The organism is Rhodococcus sp. P4_B6 (assembly GCF_056402215.1).
The window spans coordinates 116,512-138,199 of the sequence record NZ_JBFUHV010000008.1; the positions used below are offsets into that span (position 1 = coordinate 116,512).

Annotated in this window: 24 protein-coding genes; 15 read left to right on the forward strand and 9 right to left on the reverse strand. The window is 68.1% G+C overall.

Annotated features, from left to right (window positions below):
- The first annotated feature begins 11 nt into the window (after nucleotides 1–11).
- From AC1DWT_RS05975 to AC1DWT_RS05995, 5 genes are read left to right on the forward strand one after another with little or no spacing between them, the layout of a single operon-like run.
- Nucleotides 12–983: a DUF4129 domain-containing protein gene (locus tag AC1DWT_RS05975; RefSeq protein WP_477920022.1), complete on the forward strand. Its 972-nt coding sequence runs from the start codon at nucleotides 12–14 to the stop codon at nucleotides 981–983.
- A complete protein-coding gene (locus AC1DWT_RS05980; protein WP_072939384.1) occupies nucleotides 965–1,447 on the forward strand; it encodes a hypothetical protein in 483 nt (160 codons plus the stop codon). The genes AC1DWT_RS05975 and AC1DWT_RS05980 overlap by 19 nt, the downstream gene beginning before the upstream one ends.
- Nucleotides 1,444–2,400 (forward strand): AAA family ATPase, encoded by a 957-nt coding sequence (locus AC1DWT_RS05985; RefSeq protein ID WP_072939382.1) that lies wholly within the window; start codon nucleotides 1,444–1,446, stop codon nucleotides 2,398–2,400. Before AC1DWT_RS05980 ends, AC1DWT_RS05985 begins: the two co-directional genes overlap by 4 nt.
- A 13-nt stretch (nucleotides 2,401–2,413) precedes the next feature.
- A complete protein-coding gene (locus tag AC1DWT_RS05990) occupies nucleotides 2,414–3,634 on the forward strand; it encodes a DUF58 domain-containing protein (protein ID WP_477920023.1) in 1,221 nt (406 codons plus the stop codon).
- Nucleotides 3,631–3,945 (forward strand): hypothetical protein, encoded by a 315-nt coding sequence (locus AC1DWT_RS05995; protein ID WP_072939376.1) that lies wholly within the window; start codon nucleotides 3,631–3,633, stop codon nucleotides 3,943–3,945. The genes AC1DWT_RS05990 and AC1DWT_RS05995 overlap by 4 nt, the downstream gene beginning before the upstream one ends.
- Here the strand turns inward: AC1DWT_RS05995 and AC1DWT_RS06000 are convergent.
- From AC1DWT_RS06000 to kstD, 3 genes are all read right to left on the reverse strand, one after another.
- A complete protein-coding gene (locus tag AC1DWT_RS06000) occupies nucleotides 3,924–4,424 on the reverse strand; it encodes a C40 family peptidase (protein WP_244163854.1) in 501 nt (166 codons plus the stop codon). The two genes, AC1DWT_RS05995 and AC1DWT_RS06000, sit on opposite strands and share 22 nt — an antisense overlap.
- A gap of 198 nt (nucleotides 4,425–4,622) precedes the next feature.
- Nucleotides 4,623–5,489, reverse strand: a complete 867-nt coding sequence (locus tag AC1DWT_RS06005; RefSeq protein ID WP_477920024.1) for a MaoC/PaaZ C-terminal domain-containing protein — start codon at nucleotides 5,487–5,489, stop codon at nucleotides 4,623–4,625.
- Complete coding sequence (gene kstD, locus AC1DWT_RS06010; RefSeq protein ID WP_095863592.1) at nucleotides 5,479–7,197, reverse strand: 3-oxosteroid 1-dehydrogenase; 1,719 nt, start codon at nucleotides 7,195–7,197, stop codon at nucleotides 5,479–5,481. Before kstD ends, AC1DWT_RS06005 begins: the two co-directional genes overlap by 11 nt.
- A gap of 147 nt (nucleotides 7,198–7,344) precedes the next feature.
- Between kstD and AC1DWT_RS06015 the strand changes: the two genes are divergently transcribed.
- Genes AC1DWT_RS06015 through dmpG form a run of 3 tightly spaced genes read left to right on the forward strand, consistent with a single transcriptional unit; the run spans nucleotide 7,345 to nucleotide 10,101 of the window.
- Nucleotides 7,345–8,130, forward strand: coding sequence for a 2-keto-4-pentenoate hydratase (locus AC1DWT_RS06015; protein WP_095863058.1), 786 nt, complete (start codon nucleotides 7,345–7,347; stop codon nucleotides 8,128–8,130).
- A gap of 10 nt (nucleotides 8,131–8,140) precedes the next feature.
- Entirely contained in the window at nucleotides 8,141–9,043 is a 903-nt protein-coding gene (locus tag AC1DWT_RS06020) for an acetaldehyde dehydrogenase (acetylating) (RefSeq protein ID WP_095863059.1), read from the forward strand.
- Nucleotides 9,040–10,101, forward strand: a complete 1,062-nt coding sequence (dmpG, locus tag AC1DWT_RS06025) for a 4-hydroxy-2-oxovalerate aldolase (RefSeq protein WP_095863060.1) — start codon at nucleotides 9,040–9,042, stop codon at nucleotides 10,099–10,101. The genes AC1DWT_RS06020 and dmpG overlap by 4 nt, the downstream gene beginning before the upstream one ends.
- A gap of 28 nt (nucleotides 10,102–10,129) precedes the next feature.
- Here dmpG and AC1DWT_RS06030 read toward each other — a convergent pair whose 3' ends face one another.
- The 3 genes from AC1DWT_RS06030 to AC1DWT_RS06040 form a co-directional block, all read right to left on the reverse strand.
- Nucleotides 10,130–10,507 carry a VOC family protein gene (locus AC1DWT_RS06030; RefSeq protein WP_072939361.1) on the reverse strand — a complete coding sequence of 126 codons (378 nt, stop codon included), beginning with the start codon at nucleotides 10,505–10,507 and terminating at the stop codon, nucleotides 10,130–10,132.
- A gap of 139 nt (nucleotides 10,508–10,646) precedes the next feature.
- Nucleotides 10,647–10,994: a hypothetical protein gene (locus tag AC1DWT_RS06035; protein WP_477920025.1), complete on the reverse strand. Its 348-nt coding sequence runs from the start codon at nucleotides 10,992–10,994 to the stop codon at nucleotides 10,647–10,649.
- 2 nt (nucleotides 10,995–10,996) lie between these two features.
- Entirely contained in the window at nucleotides 10,997–12,229 is a 1,233-nt protein-coding gene (locus AC1DWT_RS06040) for a 3-ketosteroid-9-alpha-monooxygenase, oxygenase component (protein ID WP_072939357.1), read from the reverse strand.
- A 190-nt stretch (nucleotides 12,230–12,419) separates the two neighbouring features.
- On the opposite strand from AC1DWT_RS06040, the gene hsaA reads away from it, so the two are divergent.
- From hsaA to hsaB, 4 genes are read left to right on the forward strand one after another with little or no spacing between them, the layout of a single operon-like run.
- Nucleotides 12,420–13,595, forward strand: coding sequence for a 3-hydroxy-9,10-secoandrosta-1,3,5(10)-triene-9,17-dione monooxygenase oxygenase subunit (gene hsaA / locus AC1DWT_RS06045; protein WP_477920026.1), 1,176 nt, complete (start codon nucleotides 12,420–12,422; stop codon nucleotides 13,593–13,595).
- Between the two features lie 8 nt (nucleotides 13,596–13,603).
- The gene (gene hsaD / locus AC1DWT_RS06050; RefSeq protein ID WP_072939353.1) at nucleotides 13,604–14,482 is read left to right on the forward strand and encodes a 4,5:9,10-diseco-3-hydroxy-5,9,17-trioxoandrosta-1(10),2-diene-4-oate hydrolase; all 879 of its coding nucleotides are present in this window, start codon (nucleotides 13,604–13,606) and stop codon (nucleotides 14,480–14,482) included.
- Nucleotides 14,482–15,384, forward strand: coding sequence for an iron-dependent extradiol dioxygenase HsaC (gene hsaC / locus AC1DWT_RS06055; RefSeq protein ID WP_072939352.1), 903 nt, complete (start codon nucleotides 14,482–14,484; stop codon nucleotides 15,382–15,384). The genes hsaD and hsaC overlap by 1 nt, the downstream gene beginning before the upstream one ends.
- On the forward strand, nucleotides 15,381–15,968 hold the full coding sequence (gene hsaB / locus AC1DWT_RS06060) for a 3-hydroxy-9,10-secoandrosta-1,3,5(10)-triene-9,17-dione monooxygenase reductase subunit (protein WP_072939349.1): 588 nt from the start codon (nucleotides 15,381–15,383) through the stop codon (nucleotides 15,966–15,968). Before hsaC ends, hsaB begins: the two co-directional genes overlap by 4 nt.
- Before the next feature lie 4 nt (nucleotides 15,969–15,972).
- On the opposite strand, the gene AC1DWT_RS06065 is transcribed toward hsaB, so the two are convergent.
- Complete coding sequence (locus tag AC1DWT_RS06065; RefSeq protein ID WP_095863062.1) at nucleotides 15,973–17,421, reverse strand: NAD-dependent succinate-semialdehyde dehydrogenase; 1,449 nt, start codon at nucleotides 17,419–17,421, stop codon at nucleotides 15,973–15,975.
- Between the two features lie 115 nt (nucleotides 17,422–17,536).
- On the opposite strand from AC1DWT_RS06065, the gene AC1DWT_RS06070 reads away from it, so the two are divergent.
- From AC1DWT_RS06070 to AC1DWT_RS06080, 3 genes are all read left to right on the forward strand, one after another.
- On the forward strand, nucleotides 17,537–18,778 hold the full coding sequence (locus AC1DWT_RS06070) for an aspartate aminotransferase family protein (RefSeq protein ID WP_095863063.1): 1,242 nt from the start codon (nucleotides 17,537–17,539) through the stop codon (nucleotides 18,776–18,778).
- A 68-nt stretch (nucleotides 18,779–18,846) separates the two neighbouring features.
- Entirely contained in the window at nucleotides 18,847–19,341 is a 495-nt protein-coding gene (locus tag AC1DWT_RS06075; RefSeq protein ID WP_477920028.1) for a DUF3830 family protein, read from the forward strand.
- An 87-nt stretch (nucleotides 19,342–19,428) separates the two neighbouring features.
- Entirely contained in the window at nucleotides 19,429–20,250 is an 822-nt protein-coding gene (locus tag AC1DWT_RS06080; RefSeq protein ID WP_477920029.1) for a PhzF family phenazine biosynthesis protein, read from the forward strand.
- On the opposite strand, the gene AC1DWT_RS06085 is transcribed toward AC1DWT_RS06080, so the two are convergent.
- Complete coding sequence (locus AC1DWT_RS06085; protein WP_095863066.1) at nucleotides 20,247–21,413, reverse strand: iron-containing alcohol dehydrogenase; 1,167 nt, start codon at nucleotides 21,411–21,413, stop codon at nucleotides 20,247–20,249. The genes AC1DWT_RS06080 and AC1DWT_RS06085 overlap by 4 nt on opposite strands.
- Nucleotides 21,414–21,425: 12 nt before the next feature.
- Nucleotides 21,426–21,688, reverse strand: a 263-nt coding sequence (locus AC1DWT_RS06090; RefSeq protein WP_477920030.1) for an aldehyde dehydrogenase family protein, incomplete at its 5' end; no start/stop codon positions are given.

Below are 21,688 nucleotides of genomic sequence, written 5' to 3' on the forward strand. Positions count from 1 at the left end.
CGGGAGTGAGGATGCCGGACCGTCGGGTGATGAGCAGGGTCGTCCACACGGTCGCCCTGCTGGCGGCCGTCGTGACGGTCACCCTTGTGGTCAGGGCGGTCCCCGCGCCCGACGCCCCTGCCACGGCGGAGCCGGGTGCGGGGGCGACGCGCGCGTTGGTCGTGCTCTCGGCGATCGCCGTCGTCGTCGCGGCCGTGGCGCTCGCGTCGGCCGTGCGCGGCGGCCGGTCACGGGTCGCCCCGGACCCGCCGACGGTCGGGCCGACCGGGAACACCGGGTCCTCGGTCTCGCGCCGGCACGTGGTCGGGTGGGCGGTGTTCGCCTCCCTTCTCGTGGCCGCGGCGTTCCTCCTCGGATCCGTCCGTGGCGACGAACCCCCGGGCCGTCAGCGGCCGACGGCGACCCAGGCCGCCGACGAGGGGGCCGACCGCACCGACCAGGTGGTGCCCGGCGAGACGGTCCCGCCGCCCGACACGGTTGCCGAGGCCCGCGAGGACCTGGCGGAATTATGGACCGCGGCAGCGATTGTCGGGCCGATGCTGGTGACGTTGCTGATCCTCGGCGCCGTGGCCAGGCGCCCCCTCCGGGCTCGGGTCGGCGCCTGGACCGCGGCGAGTTCCCCCGACGCTCCGGCAGGCGCGCAGTCGCTGGCCCGGGCCGCGGAGGAAGGTCTCGCCGTGGTCGTGGCCCCGAGTCTGCCGCCGCGCGAGGCCATCATCGCCAGTTACGCGGCCATGGAGGACGCATTGCGGACGGCGCCGGGCGCCGAGCCGCGGGATTCGGACACACCGTCCGAAGTACTGGCTCGCGCAGTCCAACTCGGAGCGCTGCGCTTCGAGGCGGCGGCGCCGCTGGTGCGGCTGTTCTCGGAGGCGCGGTTCAGCCTGCATCCGATGGGCGAACAGCACCGTGACGAGGCCGCGGACCTGCTCCGGCGCGTGCTCGCCGACCTGGGGAGCGATGCGTGCTCGCCGTCGCGGTAATCGGGGTCGGAGTGGTACTGGCCGTGGAGGTCCCGCTGGTGGCCGCGGGCCGGTACGGCGCCGCCGTGCTGATTGCGGGAGCGGTGACGGCGCTGGTGCTCTTCGAGATTCGGCGACGGATGGCACCGGCAGACGTCGACGGCGACACGTCGGGTCTGGAAGCGGAACGGGCCGAGGCGACGGCCCGCTGGATGGCGCGGACGGAATCGTTGATCAGCTGGGCGGACGGTACCCGCGGCGACTGGGATCACCATCTGCGTCCGTTGCTGGCGCGCGAATTCCAGCAGTCCACCGGACAGCGGCAGGGACTCGACCCCGCCGACACCGCCGCCGCGGGTGAAGTGTTCTTCGGCGACCTGTGGCGGTGGGTCGATCCCGACGGCGTCCAGCGCGTCGACAGGACGGAGCCCGGTCCGGGCCGGGACGTCCTCGACCGGATCCTGCAACGACTGGAGCAGCTGTGACGATGCCCGCCGAGGTCACCACCGCGCGCGCCCACGCCGTGCTGGCGGAGGTCGAACGGGCGGTGGTCGGCAAGCACGACGAACTCACGTCGATTCTGCTCGCTGTGCTCGCGGGCGGACACGTGCTCATCGAGGATCTGCCCGGACTCGGAAAGACGTTGGTGGCACGCTCTTTCGCCGCCGCGCTCGGACTCGACTTCACACGCGTCCAGTTCACCCCCGACCTGCTGCCCGCCGACCTGCTCGGCGCCACCATCTACGACATGCCGTCGGGACGCTTCGAGTTTCGTCCGGGCCCGATCTTCACCAACCTGCTCCTGGCCGACGAGATCAACCGCACCCCGCCCAAGACCCAGGCCGCTCTGCTCGAGGCCATGGCCGAGGGGCAGGTCAGCGTGGACGGCACCACCCGGATCCTGCCGCGACCCTTCGTCGTGCTCGCCACCGACAACCCCATCGAATACGAGGGCACCTACCCGCTGCCCGAGGCGCAGCTGGACCGGTTCACGCTCCGCCTGAGACTGGGGTACCTCACCGAGACCGACGAGCACGAGATGCTGCGCCGCCGGCTCGACAGGGGATCCGCCGCCGTCGTCGTCGAGCAGGTGGTCGATGCCGCCGACCTCCTGGCGATGCGGGAGTCGCTCGAACAGGTCAGTGTTCATCACGACGTCCTCGGGTACGTCGTCGCACTCGCGAACGCCACCCGGCACCACCCGCAGGTCGAGGTCGGGGCCAGTCCCCGCGCCGAACTCGACCTCGTCCAACTGGCGCGGGCACGCGCCCTCCTCTCCGGCCGGGACTTCGTCATTCCCGAGGACATCAAAGCGCTGGCCGTTCCCGCCGTCGCGCATCGCATCAGCCTGCGGCCGGAGATGTGGGTGCGCCGCATCCGCAGCGACGACGTCCTCGCCGAACTGTTGCGCCGCCTCCCCGCGCCGAGGGCACGATGACGCCGAGGGAACGATGACGGAGCACCCGCTGACGTGGCGGGCGTCGCCGGCGGCCCTCGCCCTGACGACCTGCGCGGCCGTGGCACTGACCGTGGGCGTCGTGGGGCGGTGGTGGGAACTGATGGTGTTCGCCGCCCCGATGCTGGGCGCGCTCGGTGCGCTGACGTGGTTGCCGCGACCGGCCACCGGAGTGCGGGTCGACAGTTCGGGCGGCACCGTGCGGTGCTTCGAATCCGAATCCGTGCAGTTCTCGGTGGACGTGACGACGTGCGGCGGCGCGGCGGAACTGACGGTGACACCGGCGCCGTCCGACAGCTACCGGGTCGAGCAGACCGGCGACGGCGAGTACCTGCTGTCCGCGGACCGGTGGGGTCGATACGAACCCGCACTGATCGTCACGGCGCGCGCGGGCGGCGGCCTGCTGACCGCGACGGCGCGGGTTCCCGCCACGGAACTGCGGATCTTTCCGCTCGCACCGCCGACGCCGACGCCACTCCCGCACGCCCCGCTTCCGGACCGGATCGGCGCACACCGCACCCGACGATTCGGTTCGGGAGTCGAATTCGGCGACATCCGGCCGCACGCCCCGGGAGATCCGCTGCGCAGCGTCAACTGGCCCGTCAGTGCACGGCGCGGCAGGCTGCACGTGACCGAACGGATCATGGACCGCGCCGCCGACGTCGTCGCCGTACTCGACACCACCCCGCAGGCGCCCGGCCCGGCGTCGGAGAGTCTGCACCGCACCGTCCGCGGGGCGACGCAGGTGGTGCAGACCGCCCTGCAACGCGGCGATCGGGCCGGGGTCGTCGCCCACGGTCTCCGGCTGCGGTGGCTCGGCGCCGACATCGGGCGCAGGCAGTTCTACCGGATCCTCGACACCGTCCTCGACGCCGGCGGCGCGGCTGAGGGCACGCTGGTCCCGCGGGTCGCGTTGCCGCCGCGGGCGGTGGTCATCGCGTTCTCCACCATGCTGGACACCGGGTTCGCGCTGTCGCTGCTGGAGTTGCGGAGGCGCGGTCACGTCGTCGTGGCCGTCGACGTCCTCCGCGGTCCGCCGTTCGAGCACGAACTCGATCCGATGACCGGCCGGATGTGGCGGCTCGAGCGCCGGAACATGTACCGGAACATGGGTGTCCTCGGGGTCCCGGTGGTGGAGTGGGAGGACGATTCGGCACTGGATCTGGCGCTGGCCCTCGCGGACCGGGCCCGCAGGCTGTCGGGAGCGCACCGATGAGATGGGTTGCGGTGCTCGCGGTGCAGGGGGCGCTCATCGCGCTCGTCCTGGGCGACGCGTCCGCGCCCGCGGCGGCCGCTGCCGGCGTCGCGGCGACGGCACTGCTGCTCGTCGCCTACGTCGGCCCCGCCCGGGGAATCCCGACGCTCCTGCTGGGAGCGGTCGCCGCCGGCGCCGTGGCCGTGCTGGCGGCGGCACTGCCGGACGCGCCCGCGTGGGCGGCCCTGCTCGGACCGGTCGCGGTGGTGGTGCTGTTCGTCGTCGCGGTGTGGCCGTACGTCGGCGACCGTCAGAACCGCCGGATGTCGTAGATGTGGAACTGCGACAGCGGCGCCAGACCCACCGGCACGCCGCGCCCGTACGCATTGAAGACCTGACCGAAGCCCGCGTAGATGCCGATGTGCGACGCGTCGTCGTTGAGCACCACGATGTCGCCGGGAGCCAGCGCCCACAGCGGAATGTGGGCACCGACCTCGGCCTGCTCCCAGGTGGTGCGCGGCAGGTTCACCCCGGCCTGCCGGAATGCCCATTGCACCAGACCCGAGCAGTCCCACGCGTCCGGACCCGTCCCACCCCACAGATAGGGCTTGCCCGTCTGGGTCGTCGCGGCCGCGAGCGCGGCCAGCCCCGTCGGAGTGGGAATGGGCGTCGGGAGAACGGACGAACCCATCGAACTGCCGCCGGTGCTGCCGCTGTCGGAACTGCCCGCCACCGGTGCGGCATTCGCGGGAAGAGCGACGAGAGCGGTCGCACAGAACGCGAGAGCACCGGCAACGGCGGCACGGCGCACGGGACGGAGAGGTCTGCGCTGGGACACGAGGTCCCCCCTTTGTTCGCTACTGCTCGTGAAGAGCCGTGGAACCGCCCCGACCATCGGTTGACACGTCTCGATGAGGTCACGGACAGCGTACAAAGTGTTGCGGCGTCGTGCCTGGCAATTGCGAATATCCGCCGGAACTGGGCGAATTCGGTCAAATTTCGGTAACTGTCACCCCTCGGTCAGGGTCAGGACCACGTCGGCCAGGGCCGGGGCGTGATCGCGCTGGGGGACCGTCGCCGAGATGAGGAGCCTGCCCTGTTCCTTCCAGATCCGCGTGTGCAGTGTCTCGCCGGGGAACACGACGCCGGCGAACCGGACCCGGAACCCCGCGACCCGCGCTGCGTCCGAGTCGAGGACCGCGTCCACGGCCGCCTTGCACACCATTCCGTAGGTGCACAAGCCGTGCAGGATGGGGGCGGGAAACCCTGCGGCGGACGCGAACTTCGGGTCGGAATGCAGGGGGTTGCGGTCACCGCACATCCGGTACATCAGTGCCTGCTGCGGGAGGACGGGGGTGTCGACCTCGACGTCGGCGGGCCGGTCGGGCAACTCCACGGACTGGGACGGTCCGCGCTCACCGCCGAAACCGCCTTCGCCGCGGGCGAAGATGGACGACCGCCCGGTCCACAAGGGAGTGCCGCCGAGGTCGGTGGTCACCGATTCCTGCACGATGACGGCGGCCTTGCCCTTGTCCCACACCTCGGCGATGCGGGTGGTGGTGCGGGCCTTGCCCTCCGGGGGAATCGGCCGGTGCACCGTGACTTCCTGGGTGCCGTGGACGACCTTGGCGAGGTCGATCTCGACTCCCGGGAACGACACGCTCGGCGCCTCGGTGGCGTGGAAGTTCGCGGCGACCGTGGCGAACGTCGGAAGCACCTGCGGTGTCCCGTCGGTCAGGTAGCGCAACTCCCTCTCGTCGAGCGGGCGCGACCCGGCGCCGAGAGCGAGGTGGTAGTGCTGGACGTCGGAACTGGTCCAGGAGAACTCCTGGGTGGGCAGTTCGGCCCCGATGGCGATGTTCGGATCAATGGGCATTGGTGGCGTCTCCGGTCAGTGACGTCGGCGAGTCGGACTGGGCGGACTTCTCGAGGATATCGAGAACCGCGAGGTAGCCGAACGTCATCGCCGGACCGATGGTCGCGCCGGGGCCGGCGTAGGTGTGGCCCATCACCGGACCGCTGGCATTGCCCACCGCGTAGAGGTTCTCGATGGTGCTGCCGTCCGCCCGGAGCACGCGGGCGTTGCGGTCGGTGCGGAGCCCGCCCTTGGTGCCGAGGTCGCCCGGAACCATCTTGACGGCGAAGAACGGCGCCTTCTCGAGCGCGCCGAGGCTCGGGTTCGGCTTGTTGCGGGGATCCCCGTAGTAATGGTCGTATCCGCTCTCGCCGCGGCCGAAGTCCTCGTCCTTGCCGTTCCGGGCGAAAGTGTTGAAGCGCGAGACCGTTTCGGTGAGTGCGTCGACGGGCACGCCGATCTTCCCGGCCAGTTCGGCGACGGTGCCGGCCTTGACGATGACACCGGCCTTCAGCCAGCGACCGGGAAACGGAGACCGCGGGGTGACGCCGGCGAACGCGTACCGGTCGCGGTACCGCTGGTCGAGGACGAGCCAGCACGGGACGTTCTCGCCCGGCCCGTCGCCCTGGCCGTGCGTGCCGCCGTACATCGCGTGCGTCGCCTCGACGTACGGTGCCGATTCGTTGACGAAGCGCTTGCCGGATTCGTTGATCATGATGCAGCCGGGCAGGCTCCGCTCGGACAGCGCGAACCACGGTCCGCCGGTGAGCGGGATGGACGGCCCCCACCACGCGTCCTCCATCAGATCGAGCGCGGCACCGAGCTTTTCGCCGGCCCAGATGCCGTCGCCCGTGTTGGCTTTCGCGCCGACGGTCCACTCGGTGCCGATCGGCGCCCGCTGGTACTTCTTGCGGGCCTCGTCGTTGTGCTCGAAGCCGCCCGACGCGATCACCACGCCGCGGCGCGCCCGGAACACCTGCGGCTGTCCGTCGACCGTGGCGTTGACGCCCTTGACCACACCGTCTTCCACGTACAGGTCGGTGAGCGGGGTGTCGAGCAGGATCGGGACGCCGGCGGCCTTCAGTCCGGCCTGCAATCCGGCGACGAGGGCCTGACCGCGGACGAGCAGGCGTTTGCCGGTGAGTTTGGCGCCGAGGAACCGGAGCCCGACCCGGGCGGCCCGCAGCGGACCGCGCGGGTTGCGCATCAGCAGGTTCAGCCAGCGGTAATCCGCCTGGGTGATCACGAAATTCGACGGGGCCTTGACGTAATCGGGTTCGAGCTTCGCAAGGTCGGCGCCGAGTTTCCGGCCGTCGAACGGGGTCGGCTCGACGGACCGTCCGCCGAGCCGTCCGCCGGGCGCCTCCGGGTAGTAGTCGGAGTATTCGGGCACCCACTGCAGTTTCAGCGGGCTGTTCTTCAGCACGAACGACAGCATCTCGGGGCCGCGGTCGATGTAGGCGTCGATCCGGTCCTTCGGGACGACGTCGCCGATGATGCTGTGGAGGTAGGTCCGCGCGGCGTCGGTGGTGTCCTCGACGCCCGCGGCGATCAGCGCCTCGTTGTTCGGGATCCAGACGCCACCGCCGGAGCGCGCGGTGGAGCCACCGAAGTGCGCTGCCTTTTCGAGGATGACGACGCTGAGTCCCTTGTGGGCCGCGGTCAGGGCCGCGGTCATTCCACCGGCACCGCTACCGACGACCACGATGTCGTATTCGTGCTTGCTCATGTAGAACACGTTATAGAATGATGGGGTTGTCAGTCCATCGTTTCTGCCAGGAAGTATTACTGACGACAACGAAGAAGAACGAAACACGTTGCAGTGGAAACCGGTGGGCGTGCGCACGCACACGAACTTCAGGGAAGGCCTCGCACCATGCTCTCGACGCACCTACGCACCGAGTTGGCGGATCAGCTCGACACCGCGGAACGCGGCCGCGCTCCCATCGGCCCCCTGACCGCGGACCATCCCGACATCGACGTCGTCGACGCCTACGAGATCCAGCTCATCAACATCCGCCGCCGGCTGCAGGACGGCGCGAAGGTCGTCGGGCACAAGGTGGGGCTGTCCTCCCTCGCCATGCAGCAGATGATGGGCGTCGACGAACCCGACTACGGCCACCTGCTCGCCGACATGGAAGTGTTCGAGGACCAGCCCGTCGACACCGCCCGGTTCTGTTTCCCGCGCGTCGAGGTGGAGGTCGCGTTCGTGCTGGGCGCCGACCTTCCCGGCGCAGGCTGCACCGAACAGGACGTCCTCGACGCCACCGTGGCGTTCGCGCCGTCCATCGAACTGATCGACAGCCGGATCACCGACTGGAAGATCACCCTGCCGGACACGATCGCCGACAACGCGTCGTCCGCCGGCTTCGTGCTCGGCAAGAACCGGGTGCGGCCGGCGGACATCGACATCAAGGCGATCGACGCGGTCCTGACGAGCAACGGCGAGATCAAGGCCGAGGGCCGCAGCGACGCGGTGCTCGGCAACCCGGTGACCGCCGTCGCCTGGCTCGCGCAGAAGGTCGAGAGCTTCGGCGTGCGGTTGAAGGCCGGCGATATCGTGCTGCCCGGCTCCTGCACCCGCGCCATCGACGCGCACCCGGGCGATCACTTCCGCGCCGAGTTCAGTGGGCTCGGCACCGTATCCCTGCAGTTCAAGTAGGAGTTTGTTCATGACCAAGGCAAGTGTGGCGATCGTCGGCTCGGGCAACATCAGCACCGACCTGCTCTACAAGCTGCAGCGATCCGAGTGGCTCGAACCCCTCTGGATGATCGGGATCGACCCCGAGAGCGAGGGCCTGGCACGGGCCCGCACGATGGGGCTGGAGACGTCCGCCGAGGGCGTCGACTGGTTGCTGAACCAGCCGGAGAAACCCGACCTCGTCTTCGAGGCCACGTCGGCGTACGTGCACCGTGAGGCCGCACCACGGTATGAGGCCGCGGGAATCCGCGCCATCGATCTCACCCCCGCCGCCGTCGGACCGGCCGTGGTCCCGCCCGCCAACCTGCGCGAACACCTCGGCGCACCCAACGTCAACATGATCACGTGCGGCGGGCAGGCCACGATCCCGATCGTGTACGCCGTCTCCCGCGTCGTCGACGTGCCCTACGCCGAGATCGTCGCGTCGGTGGCGTCCGTCTCCGCGGGCCCGGGCACCCGCGCCAACATCGACGAGTTCACCAAGACCACCAGCCGCGGCATCGAGACCATCGGCGGAGCGCAGCGCGGCAAGGCCATCATCATCCTCAACCCCGCCGACCCGCCGATGATCATGCGCGACACGATCTTCTGCGCGATCCCCGAGGACGCCGACCGCGCCGCCATCACCGATTCCATCCACCGCGTCGTCGCGGACATCCAGCAGTACGTCCCCGGCTACCGGCTACTGAACGAACCCCAGTTCGACGACCCGAGCGTCGTGTCGGGCGGGCAGGCGACGGTCACGACGTTCGTCGAAGTGGAGGGTGCAGGCGACTTCCTGCCGCCGTACGCGGGCAACCTCGACATCATGACCGCGGCGGCAACCAAGGTGGGCGAGGAGATCGCCCAGAAGCTCCTGAGTGTGGAGGCATGAGCACGATGGTCCATTTCGACCCCAGCTGGGACATCCGCGTCACCGACACCTCCCTGCGGGACGGTTCGCACCACAAGCGGCACCAGTTCACCGGTGACGAGGTCCGGGCCATCGTCGGTGCCCTCGATGGCGCCGGGGTCCCCGTCATCGAGGTGACCCACGGCGACGGACTCGGTGGGTCCTCGTTCAACTACGGGTTCTCCAAGGTGCCCGAGCAGGAACTCATCTCGATTGCCGTCGACACGGCGAAGAACGCGAAGATCGCGTTCCTGATGCTGCCCGGGCTCGGCATCAAGGACGACATCATCATCGCCCAGGACAACGGCGCGTCGATCTGCCGCATCGCCACGCACTGCACCGAGGCCGACGTGTCCGTCCAGCACTTCGGGCTGGCCCGCGACCGCGGACTCGAGACCGTCGGCTTCCTGATGATGGCGCATTCCATCCCACCGGAGAAGCTCGCCGAGCAGGCCCGCATCATGGCCGACGCCGGCTGCCAGTGCGTGTATGTCGTCGACTCCGCGGGCGCCCTCGTGCTCGAGCAGGTGTCGGACCGCGTCGAGGCGCTGGTGCAGGAACTCGGCTCCGACGCGCAGGTCGGCTTTCACGGTCACGAGAACCTCGGCCTCGGCGTGGCCAACTCGATCGCCGCGATCAGGGCGGGCGCCAAGCAGATCGACGGCAGCACACGACGATTCGGTGCCGGCGCAGGAAACGCGCCGGTCGAGGCGATCGTCGGGGTGTGCGACAAGATCGGTGTCAAGACGGGCATCGACTTCTTCGCCATCGCCGACGCCGCCGAGGACGTGGTGCGTCCCGCGATGCCCGCCGAATGCCTCCTCGACCGGCAGGCCCTGATGATGGGGTACGCGGGCGTCTATTCGAGCTTCCTCAAGCACGCCGAACGCCAGGCCGAGCGGTACGGCGTCTCGTCCGCCGAACTCCTCGTCCGCGCGGGCAAACGCAAACTCGTCGGCGGCCAGGAAGACCAGCTCATCGACATCGCGCTCGAACTGCAGCGCGAGAATGCGGCTGCGCCGCCCGTGAGTACTTCTTAACGGCCCGCGGTTAACAAGTACTCACGGGTCAGCGGGCGGTCTCCCACAGCCCGACGACGTTGCCCTCGGAATCGGTGAAGTACGCGGCGAAACCCATGTTCCCGACGGGTGTTCTGCCGGTGACGGTCTTCCCGCCGAGGGATTCGATCCGTTCGAGGGCGGATTCGATGCTCTCGACGTCGACGGTGACCACGGGGGAGGTGACCTCCCCGCGCTGCATCATGCCGCCGTTGATGTAGCCGGGCTCGTCGGGCATGCCGCTCTCGCCGACGGGTCCGGTGGTGACCATGCTGTATTCCATGTCGGGGATCTCGGCGATGACCCACCCGAATGCGTCGCGATAGAACGCTCGTGCGCGGTCACCGTCGTCGAAGGGGATCTCGAAGTGCACGATTCGGCCTGTCATGGCACGCCTCCGTGGTTCGGCTGACGCCGCCGCGTCCGACGGCACATTCCAGCGTAAGCGCCCGATGTGACATTCGTGCAGCTCCTGACTGCACGAATGTCACATCGGGCGATCTACCCGGGCGCGCAGGCGCCGGCGACTATTCGACTCGATCTCGCACGTCGATGAACCCCTCCATCACCGCGTGATCGATGCTGTCCCACAGCCGCGGGCACCCTTCCCGGAGCGCGGTGGACTTTCCCTCCCCGGCGGCGTCCCGGAAGGTCGGGCACGTCTTCGCGGGGTCGTCCGTCCACTGGACGCTCGTGTGCTCGAGGCTGTTCTTGCGCACCAGCACACAGGTTCCGCACGTACGGCACTCGACTTCGTTCATGCCGTCGTCGAGGTAGGTGGCCTTGTCGGCCACCGTCTGCGCATGAATGGCCTCGAGCCGGGCAGGCTGCCCGGCGAAGTCGGGAGCTTTGGCCCATTCGGTCGAGGCACTCATGATCAGACCTGCGCTTCCCTGCTGTCGGACCCCTCGGCGGTCGTCTTCTCGGACCCCTCGGCAGTCGTATTCTCGGACCCCTCAGCAGTCGTCTTCTCGGACCCCTCGGAGGCCTCACGTTCGGCCTTCTGCCGGGCCAGGTTCTCGTCGACCTCGTGCTGCCAGGCCTCGTTGGCCTTGGTGGTGTCGACCTCRAACTCGAAGCGCTGCGTCATCTTGTCGGTGACGTCGGCGACGTCGACGTAGAACTGGTCGTACCAGCGTCGCAGCTGGTAGACCGGACCGTCTTCGTCGCAGAGCAGGGGATTGTCGATCTTGGTCTTGTTCTTCCAGATCTCGACGTCCTGCAGGAAGCCCTCGGCGATGCCCTCGGTGAACTTCGCGGCCAGTTTGTCGGCCGTCACGTCGTCGATGCCGGCGGGTTTCTTGACGGTGACGCCGTACTGGAGCACGAACGAATTGTTCGTCACCGGATAGTGGCAGTTGATGAGAACGCTCTCGACCTCGTACCCGCCGTAGCTGTTCCACAGTGGATTGATCATGTAGGACGGGCCGTAGTACGCGGCCTCGGAGCGCAGCAGCGATTCCATGCCGTATTGCGTCGCCATCCCGACGTCGGGACGGCCCTTCGTGTTGAGGTACTGCGTCGCGACGTGGCCTTCGAAGACGTTCTTGAAATACGTCGGGAACGCGTAGTGGATGTAGAAGAAGTGCGCCATGTCGACCACGTTGTCGATGATCTCGCGGCAGTTGGAGCCCTCGATCAGCATCGAGTTCCAGGTCCAGTCGGTCCAGTCGTCGCTGTAGGCGCCCTCGATGCGGGGGATGGTGACGTTCTCCGGCGGGGGGTTGCCCTCCGGGTCGTTCCAGACGAACAGCTGACCGTTCTGCTCGAGCGTGATCCATGCCCGGGTGCGGGCGATCGGGGGAACCCGGCGTGCGTAGGGAATGCTGGTGCACTTGCCGTTGCCGCCCCAGCGCCAGTCGTGGAACGGGCAGGCCACGGAATCGCCCTTCACGGTGCCCTGCGACAGGTCTCCGCCCATGTGCCGGCAGTACGCGTCCAGAACCTTCAGTTCGCCCTTGCTGTCGGCGAAGACGACGAGCTTGGTGCCGAATGCCTCGATCGAATGCGGTTTGCCGTCCTTGAACGTCTTGGTCAAACCGAGGCAGTGCCAACCACGCGCGAAGCGCGTCTGGACCGTGCCCACATCGATCTCGCGAATCTGCGCCATTGTGCCCTCACATCCCTTCATGCTGTTAGTAGAACACGTTATAGAACTTCGACACGATCCGCCAGATTTTCGGGGGCTTTCTTCCAGACCTGGGCCCTCAAGCAGCACCTTTGCCGGTATCTCGACATAAATGGGAACGTGTTCTAATCTCAGAAGACAAGTGAACCATCGAACGAGACAGGAGCGTCCTGTGGGTGACCATGACAGTCACGAGGTGATGCAGCGGCTCGACGCACTACTGCCGACGCTGCGAGAGCGGGCGCAGGAGACCGAGGATCTCCGTCGTATCCCCGACGATTCCATGAAGGCGCTCCAGGAGACCGGATTCTTCCGGTTGCTCCAGCCCGAACAGTGGGGTGGCTACCAGGCGGATCCGGTGCTGTTCTACTCCGCGGTGCGGAAGATCGCGAGCGCGTGCGGTTCCACCGGCTGGGTCTCGTCGATCATCGGTGTCCACAACTGGCACCTCGCGCTGTTCTCTCAGCAGGCGCAGGAGGACGTGTGGGGCAACGACACCGACGTTCGCATCTCGTCGTCGTACGCGCCGATGGGCGCAGGCCAGGTCGTCGACGGCGGATACACGGTCAACGGCGCGTGGGCCTGGTCGTCCGGCTGTGATCACGCCACCTGGGCGGTGCTCGGCGGTCCCGTCATCAAGGACGGCCGCCCCGTCGACTTCGTCAGCTTCCTGATCCCCCGCGAGGACTACCGGATCGACGACGTGTGGAACGTGGTCGGGCTCCGCGGAACCGGCAGCAACACGGTGGTGGTCGAGGACGTGTTCGTCCCGCGGCACCGCGTCCTCAGCTTCAAGGCGATGAGCACTCTCACCGCGCCCGGGCTCGAGCGTAACACCGCGCCCGTTTACAAGATGCCCTGGGGAACAATCCATCCCACCACCATCTCCGCGCCGATCGTCGGGATGGCCTACGGCGCCTACGACGCCCACGTCGAGCACCAGGGCAAGCGCGTCCGCGCAGCGTTCGCCGGCGAGAAGGCGAAGGACGACCCGTTCGCGAAGGTCCGCATCGCCGAGGCCTCGAGTGACATCGACGCCGCGTGGCGCCAGTTGTCGGGCAACGTCGCCGACGAGTACGCGCTGCTCGTCGCCGGTGAGGAAGTGCCGTTCGAGCTGCGACTGCGGGCGCGCCGCGACCAGGTGCGCRCCACCGGCCGCGCCATTTCGTCCATCGACAAACTGTTCGAGAGCTCGGGGGCCACCGCGCTGGCCAACGGTACACCGCTGCAACGGTTCTGGCGGGATGCGCACGCCGGACGCGTCCACGCGGCCAACGATCCCGAGCGTGCCTACGTCATGTACGGCACAGGCGAATTCGGTTTGCCCATCACCGACACGATGGTCTAGGAGAACACGTGACGACGACCGAAGAAGCCCTCACGTTCGAGTCCACCTCGAAGTTCGCCCAGGTGCGGCCTGACCTGACGTTGCACTACCACGAGGCCGGCGTCGGCAACGACACCACGATCGTGTTGCTGCACGGTGGCGGTCCGGGTGCGTCGTCGTGGTCGAACTTCGCCAGGAACATCCCGGTTCTCGCCGAGAAGTTCCATGTGCTCGCCGTCGATCAGCCGGGGTATGGGTTGTCGGACAAGCCGACCGAGCACCCGCAGTACTTCGTGCACAGTGCGTCCGCGCTGAAGGACCTGCTCGACACCCTCGGCATCGGCGGACGCGTCCACCTGCTCGGTAACTCCCTCGGTGGCGGTGCCGCAGTGCGTTTCGCGCTGGACTACCCGGACCGCGCAGGCCGGCTGGTGCTCATGGGGCCGGGCGGGCTGAGCGTCAACCTGTTCGCCCCGGATCCGACCGAGGGCGTGAAGAACCTCGGCAGGTTCGGCTACCAGCCCACCCGCGAGAACCTCGAGGCGTTCCTGCGCATCATGGTGTTCGATCAGAAGCTGATCACCGACGAGCTGATCGACGAACGGTTCGCGGCCGCGAGCACCCCCGAGTCGCTCGCCGCGGCGAAGGCGATGGGAAAGTCGTTCTCCTCGGCCGATTTCGAACTGGGCATGCTCTGGCGCGACGCCTACAAGCTGCGCCAACGGGTGCTGCTGATCTGGGGCCGTGAAGACCGGGTCAACCCGCTCGACGGTGCGCTGGTGGCGCTGAAGATGATCCCGCGGGCGCAGTTGCACGTCTTCGGCGGGTGCGGACACTGGGCGCAGCTGGAGAAGTTCGACGAGTTCAACCGTCTGGCAACCGATTTCCTCCTGGACGGGGGTAAGTGATGAGTATTCGTTCACTGGCGTACATGCGCATCGAGGCCACCGACATGGCCGCGTGGCGCGAATACGGCCTCAAGGTGCTCGGCATGGTCGAGGGCAAGGGCTCCGACCCGGACGCCCTGTATCTGCGGATGGACGACTTCCCGGCTCGTCTCGTGATCTTCCCAGGGGAGCACGACCGGCTGTCGGTGTCGGGCTGGGAGACGGCAAATGCGGCGGAGCTGCAGGAGGTTCGCGACAACCTGTCGGCGGCCGGCGTCGCGTTCAAGGAGGGCACGGCAGAACAACTGCAGGACCGCAGGGTCGACGAGCTGATCACGTTCGAGGACCCGTCCGGCAACACGCTCGAGGCGTTCCACGGCGCGGCCCTCGAACATCGGCGGGTGGTCAGCCCGTACGGGCACAAGTTCGTCACCGGAGAGCAGGGTCTCGGGCACGTCGTCCTCTCGACGACGGACGACGAGGCGTCGCTGCACTTCTACCGCGACGTGCTCGGCTTCCGCCTGCGCGACTCGATGCGGCTGCCCCCGCAGATGGTCGGGCGGCCCGCGGACGGCAAACCGGCGTGGTTGCGGTTCTTCGGCTGCAATCCGCGGCACCACAGCCTCGCGTTCCTGCCGATGCCCACGCCCAGCGGCATCGTGCACCTCATGATCGAGGTCGAGAACTCCGACGACGTCGGGCTGTGCCTCGACCGCGCACTCCGCAAGAAGGTCAAGATGTCGGCCACGCTCGGCCGTCACGTCAACGACCTGATGCTGTCCTTCTACATGAAGACCCCCGGCGGCTTCGACGTCGAATTCGGTTGCGAGGGACGTCAGGTGGAGGACGAGAGCTGGATCGCGAGGGAGAGCACGGCCGTCAGCCTGTGGGGTCACGACTTCAGCGTCGGAATGCAGCCGTGAGCGAGGTGACCGGGGACGGGGCCGTCGCGGCCGAGGCGATCGATCCGCGACGGTTCCGGACGGTGCTCGGCCAGTTCTGCACCGGCGTCACCGTCATCACGACGATCGACGACGGCGTGCCGGTGGGGTTCGCGTGCCAGTCGTTCGCCGCGCTGTCGCTCGAACCCCCGCTCGTGTTGTTCTGCCCAACGAAGACGTCGCGGTCGTGGGCGTCGATCGAGCGCAGTGGCATCTTCTGCGTCAACGTGCTTGCAGAAGAACAACAGTCGACGTGCGCCCGCTTCGGTTCCCGCGATCCGGACAAGTTCGCCGGGATCGACTGGACGGCGTCGCCGCTGGGCTCACCGATCCTCACCGGTTCGCTCGCCCACATCGACTGCTCGCTCGAGAGCGTGCACGACGGCGGCGACCACTGGGTCGCGTTCGGCCGGGTCTCCTCCCTGAGCGAGATCAGGGAGGAGCGACCGCTGCTGTTCTACCGCGGGCAGTACACCGGCATCGAACCGGACAAGACGGTGCCCGCGCCGTGGCGCGACGACCTCGAGGCGTTCCTCACGACGTCCTCGGAAGACACCTGGCTCTAGATTTCTAGATGGCGACACCGATGTATTTGGTCTCGAGGAATTCGTCGATGCCGGTGGTCCCGCCCTCGCGTCCGAGCCCGGATTCCTTCACGCCACCGAACGGCGCGGCCGGGTTCGACACCACACCCTGGTTGAGCCCGACCATGCCCGACTCCAGCGCCTCGCACACGCGGATGCCGCGCTTGAGGCTCTCGGTGTACACGTAGGCCACCAGCCCGTACGGAGTGTCGTTGGCGCGCTCGACGGCCTCGGCCTCGGTCTCGAACGTACTGATCGCGGCGACCGGGCCGAAGATCTCGTTGTGGCACATCTCGGCGTCGTCGGGCACGCCCGTCAGCACCGTCGCCGGGTAGAAGTTGCCCGGGCGGTCGAGTGCCTCGCCTCCGGTGAGTACGGTGGCGCCGCGGTCGATCGCGTCCGCGACGAGGCTGCTCACCTTGGCGACGGCGGCCTCGTCGATCAGCGGTCCGACGACGACGCCGTCTTCGGTGCCACGCCCGACGGGCAGGGCCTCCATCCGCTGTGTGAGCTTGCGGGTGAATTCCTCGGCGACCGAACTGTGCACGAGGATACGGTTGGCGGCCGTGCAGGCCTGGCCGATGTTGCGCATCTTCGCCGCCATCGCCCCGTCGACGGCGTCGTCGAGATTCGCGTCGTCGAACACGAGAAACGGTGCGTTGCCGCCGAGTTCCATGGACGTGCGCATGACCGTGCGGGCACACAGTTCGAGCAGATGCTTCCCGACCTTGGTCGAACCGGTGAACGACAGCTTGCGGGCCCGGCCGTCGAGGATGAGGGGAGTGATGACCTCGTCGGGGCTGGACGTGGTGACGACGTTGACGACGCCGTCCGGAAGCCCGGCCTCGGTGAGGATGTCGGCGAGCGCGAGGATCGACAGTGGCGTCTGGGCCGCGGGTTTGATGACGGACGTGCATCCGGCGGCGATCGCGGGCCCGATCTTGCGGGTGCCCATCGCCATCGGGAAGTTCCACGGGGTGATGAGCAGGCTCGGCCCGACGGGCTGTTTGGTGACGAGGAATCGTGATCCGCCGCCCGGCGCCGTCGTGTAGCCGCCGTCGATGCGGACGGCTTCCTCGGCGAACCAGCGGAAGAATTCTGCGGCATAGGCGATTTCACCCCGGGCCTCGGTGAGCGGTTTGCCCATCTCGAGTGTCATGACGAGCGCGAGCCGGTCGACGTTCTCGAGCAGCAGACGGTGCGCGTTCATGAGGATGGTGCTGCGTTCGCGGGGCGTGGTGGCCGCCCACGACGGTTGCGCGGCCACCGCGGCGTCGAGCGCCTCGCGGGCCTCCGCGGCGTCGGCGTCGGCGACCGTGCACAGGAGTTGTCCGGTGGACGGGTCGTGGACCGGCATGGTGCGCGCACTGTCGCGCCACTTGCCGCCGATGAACAGGCCGGTCTGCACCGATCCGATTGCTGCGTCCTCGAGCATGATTTCTCCCCGTTCTCCGTTGCCGTAGGGACGGTCCCCATGTTATACAGATTGTCAACAATCTGACAATGCACTTGCCGACATTCGAAGGCATCAACGCGTGGGAGGGTTACCCGTGACTCGGCTATCTCCACTGCTCGCTCAGGCCACACCCGTGACGGTCGATCACGGTGAAGGTTGTTACCTCTACGGCACCGACGGCCGCCGCTATCTCGACTTCACCGCGGGCATCGGCGTCACCAGTACCGGGCACTGCCACCCGCACGTCGTCGAGGCCGCCCGCAGGCAGGTCGGCTCCCTGATCCACGGCCAATACACCACGGTCATGCACCAGCCGATGCTCGAACTCGTCGACCGCCTGGGGTCGGTGCTGCCCGAAGGACTCGACTCGCTGTTCTTCGCGAACTCCGGAAGCGAGGCCGTGGAGGCGTCGCTGCGACTGTCCCGGCAGGCGACCGGCAGGCCCAACGTGATCGTCTTCCACGGCGGATTCCACGGACGCACCGTCGCGACGGCGACGATGACCACGTCCGGCACCCGGTTCTCGGCCGGCTTCAGCCCGCTGATGGGCGGCGTGCACGTGGCACCGTTCCCCAACGCGTACCGCTACGGCTGGTCCGAGGAGGAGGCCACCGCGTTCGCGCTCAAGGAACTCGACTACATCTTCGCGACGCTCACCGCGCCGAACGAGACGGCCGCGTTCGTCGTCGAACCGGTGCTCGGCGAGGGCGGGTACGTGCCCGGCAACACCGCGTTCTTCCACGGGCTCCGCGAGCGCGCCGACCGGTACGGCATCCTGCTCGTCATCGACGAGATCCAGACCGGGTTCGGTCGCACCGGCAAGTTCTTCGGGCACCAGCACTTCGACGTCCGCCCCGACATCATCACCATCGCCAAGGGTCTGGCCAGCGGCTTCCCGCTGTCGGGCATCGCGGCGTCCGAGGAGCTGATGTCCAGGGGCTGGCCGGGGTCGCAGGGCGGAACGTACGGCGGCAACGCCGTCTCCTGCGCGGCCGCGATCGCGACGCTCGAGGTCATCGAGAAGGAAGACCTCGTCGCCAACGCCGCCGCCCGAGGCGCGCAGTTGCTCGACGGTGCCCGCCGGAACGCCATCGACGGGATCGGCGACGTCCGCGGCCTCGGACTGCTCGTGGGCAGCGAGTTCACCGCCGCCGACGGCACCGCGGACCGTGCGAAAGCGGCTGCGGCGCAGCAACTGGCAGCGAAGAAGGGGTTGCTGCTGTTGACCTGCGGCGCCCACATGAACGTGGTACGGATGATTCCACCGCTCATCGTGACGGCAGACCAGATCGAGGACGCCCTGAAGATCTGGTCCGAGGTACTCGACGAAGTGTGACCAGCACCCGTGAGTACTTGTTAACCGCGGGCGGTTAAGAAGTACTCACGGGCTCCGAAGGAGGACCTGTGGCTCGCTACATCACCATCACCCTGGACAAGCGCGGCGTGACGTGCCGCGCCCGGCTTCTCGACGAGGACGCGCCGCTGACGTGCGACGCCGTCTGGGACGTCCTTCCGCAGAGCGGCGACGCGTACCACGCCAAGTACGCGCGCAACGAGGTTTACACGCTGATCCCGCGGATCACGGCGGCACCGCGGCGGGAAAATCCCACCGTCACACCGATTCCCGGTGACGTATGCCTGTTCGACTTCGAGCCGTGGGAGATCGGCAACTCCGCCTACGGGTACGAACCGGGCTCCGAGGCGCACGCCGCGCAGGGCGCCACCGACCTCGCGATCTTCTACGGCCGCAACAACCTGCTGCTCAACGGCGACGTCGGCTGGGTGCCCGGCAACGTGTTCGCCGCCATCGAGGAGGGTCTGCCGGAACTGGCGGCCGCGTGCAACGAGCTGTGGATGCGCGGCGTCGAGGGCGAGACGATGAGCTTCGCCCGGGCCTGACTCGTGTGACGGCTCGAGGTGTGACCGGTCCAGAGTGTCCGGGATGGCCCTCGACGACCGTCGGGGTATCCGCCACCATCGGACGTTATGAAGCTGGACATCCATCAGATCGACGCATTCGCCGCCGGACCGTTCGAGGGCAACCCGGCGGCGATCATGCCGCTGACCGACTGGCTGGACGATGCGGTTCTCCAGCAACTGGCCGAAGAGAACAATCTGTCCGAGACGGCGTTCTACACCGCGCGCCTTCCCGCGGATGCGACGCCTCACGACCCGGCACATCCGGCGTATCACCTGCGGTGGTTCACGCCGGCGGTCGAGGTGGACCTGTGCGGTCATGCGACGCTCGCCGCCGCCGCGCAGATCCTCGAGGACGTCCACCCGGATGCCGACCGGATCCAGTTCTGGACGCGGAGCGGCTGGCTGACCGTCGACCGCGGACCGGACGCGACGCTGGTGATGGACTTCCCGGCCGAACCGCCGGTGCCGATCCCGGCCGATCCCCGGATCGTCGCAGCACTCGGCATCCCGGTGCGGGAGTGCCTGAAGGCCACCGACCTCGTGTTCGTCGCGGAATCCGAACACGACATCGCGTCGATGACCCCCGACTTCGCCGTGATCAGTCCGCTGAAGGTGCGCGGCATCGTCGTCACCGCGGCATCGGACACGGACGGGGTCGATTTCGTGTCGCGATGGTTCGGTGCCGCGGCCGGCGTGAAGGAAGACCCGGTGACCGGGTCCGCGCACTCGCAGATCGCGCCGTACTGGGCTGCCACGCTGGGGCGTGGCAGCCTCGTCGGACGGCAACTGTCGGCGCGCGGCGGAACCGTTCATTGCGACGTGCGCGGCGACCGCGTCCACCTGTCCGGGGCCTACCGGCGGTACCTCAGGGGCACCGTCGAGTTCTAGCGCTGGCTGAAGACCTCCGAATACAGTGTCTCGATCTGCTCGGCGGTGGGCGCGACCGGGTTGTTGCCGGGTGACCCGGACGCCAGCGCCTGCTCTGCCATCAACGGAATGAGGCCGTCCCAGGCGTCGCGATCGATCCCGTATTCGAGCGGGGTCGGCACCTTCAGATCGTGACACAGCGTGCTCAGCGTCTCGACGAGGAACTGCGCGGCCACGGAATCGCCTGCCGATTCCGACGCGGCGCCGAACGCCCGCGCGCAGTCGGCGTAGCGGCTCTCCGCGCCCTGCACGGAGAACGCCGTGATCGCGGGAAGCAGCATCGCGTTCGACAGTCCGTGTGCGACATGGAAATGCGCACCGATCGGCCTGCTCATCCCGTGGACCAGCGCCACGCTCGAGTTGGAGAACGCCATGCCGGCCTGCATGGACGCGACCATCATCGCCTCCCGAGCGGTGCGGTCTTCGCCGTCCGCGTAGGCCGTGCCGATGTGCTTGCCGATGGTGCGGATCGCGGCGAGAGCGAGTCCGTCGGTGAACGGCTGGGCCTTCTTACTGACGTACGCCTCGATCGCATGGGTGAGCGCGTCGATTCCGGTGTCCGCGGTCAGTCGCGGCGGCATCGACATCGTGAGTTCGAAATCCACGATCGCGGCGATCGGCAGGAACGACAGCCCCGGACACAGCATCTTCTCGTCGGAGGCGCTGTCGCTGATGACGGTGAACTGTGTCGCTTCGGAGCCGCTGCCTGCGGTGGTCGGGATCGCGATGATCGGCAGCGCCTTCCCGGTGTACACGTGCGGTGCCTTGTACGAGCGCATCTCGCCGCCGTTCGCGGACAGCACGGCCAGCGCCTTTGCGGTGTCCATCGGACTGCCGCCGCCGAATCCGATCACCGAATCCGCCCGGTGTTCGGCGACCATCCTCAGCCCGTCCGCCAGGGAATCGGTGGTGGGGTCGGGCACCGTGCCGTCGAACAGGGCGGGGTCCTTGCCTGCCGACCTGAGGAGGGCCATCACCCGGTCGGCCGCGCCGGTGCCGACGAGGTAGGAGTCGGTGACGAGAACCGGTCTCTGCAGACCCAATTGGTCGACGACCGAGCCGATCTCGTCGACTGCTCCGGCCCCGATCCGGGCGAACCGGGGGAGTGAGAGGTGTGCGCTCATGGGAGAGGTTCCTTATGCGTTCTGGGGGAATCCGAGGTTGAGGCCGCCGTGGCTGGGGTCGAGCCAGCGGGTGGTGACGACCTTGCCGCGGGTGAAGAAGTGCACGCCTTCGGCGCCGTGGGCGTGGGTGTCGCCGAACAGGGAGTTCTTCCAGCCCCCGAAGGAGTAGTAGGCCATCGGGACGGGGATGGGGACGTTGATGCCGACCATGCCGACCTCGACCTCGTTCTGGAATCGGCGGGCGGCGCCGCCGTCGTTGGTGAAGATGGCGGTGC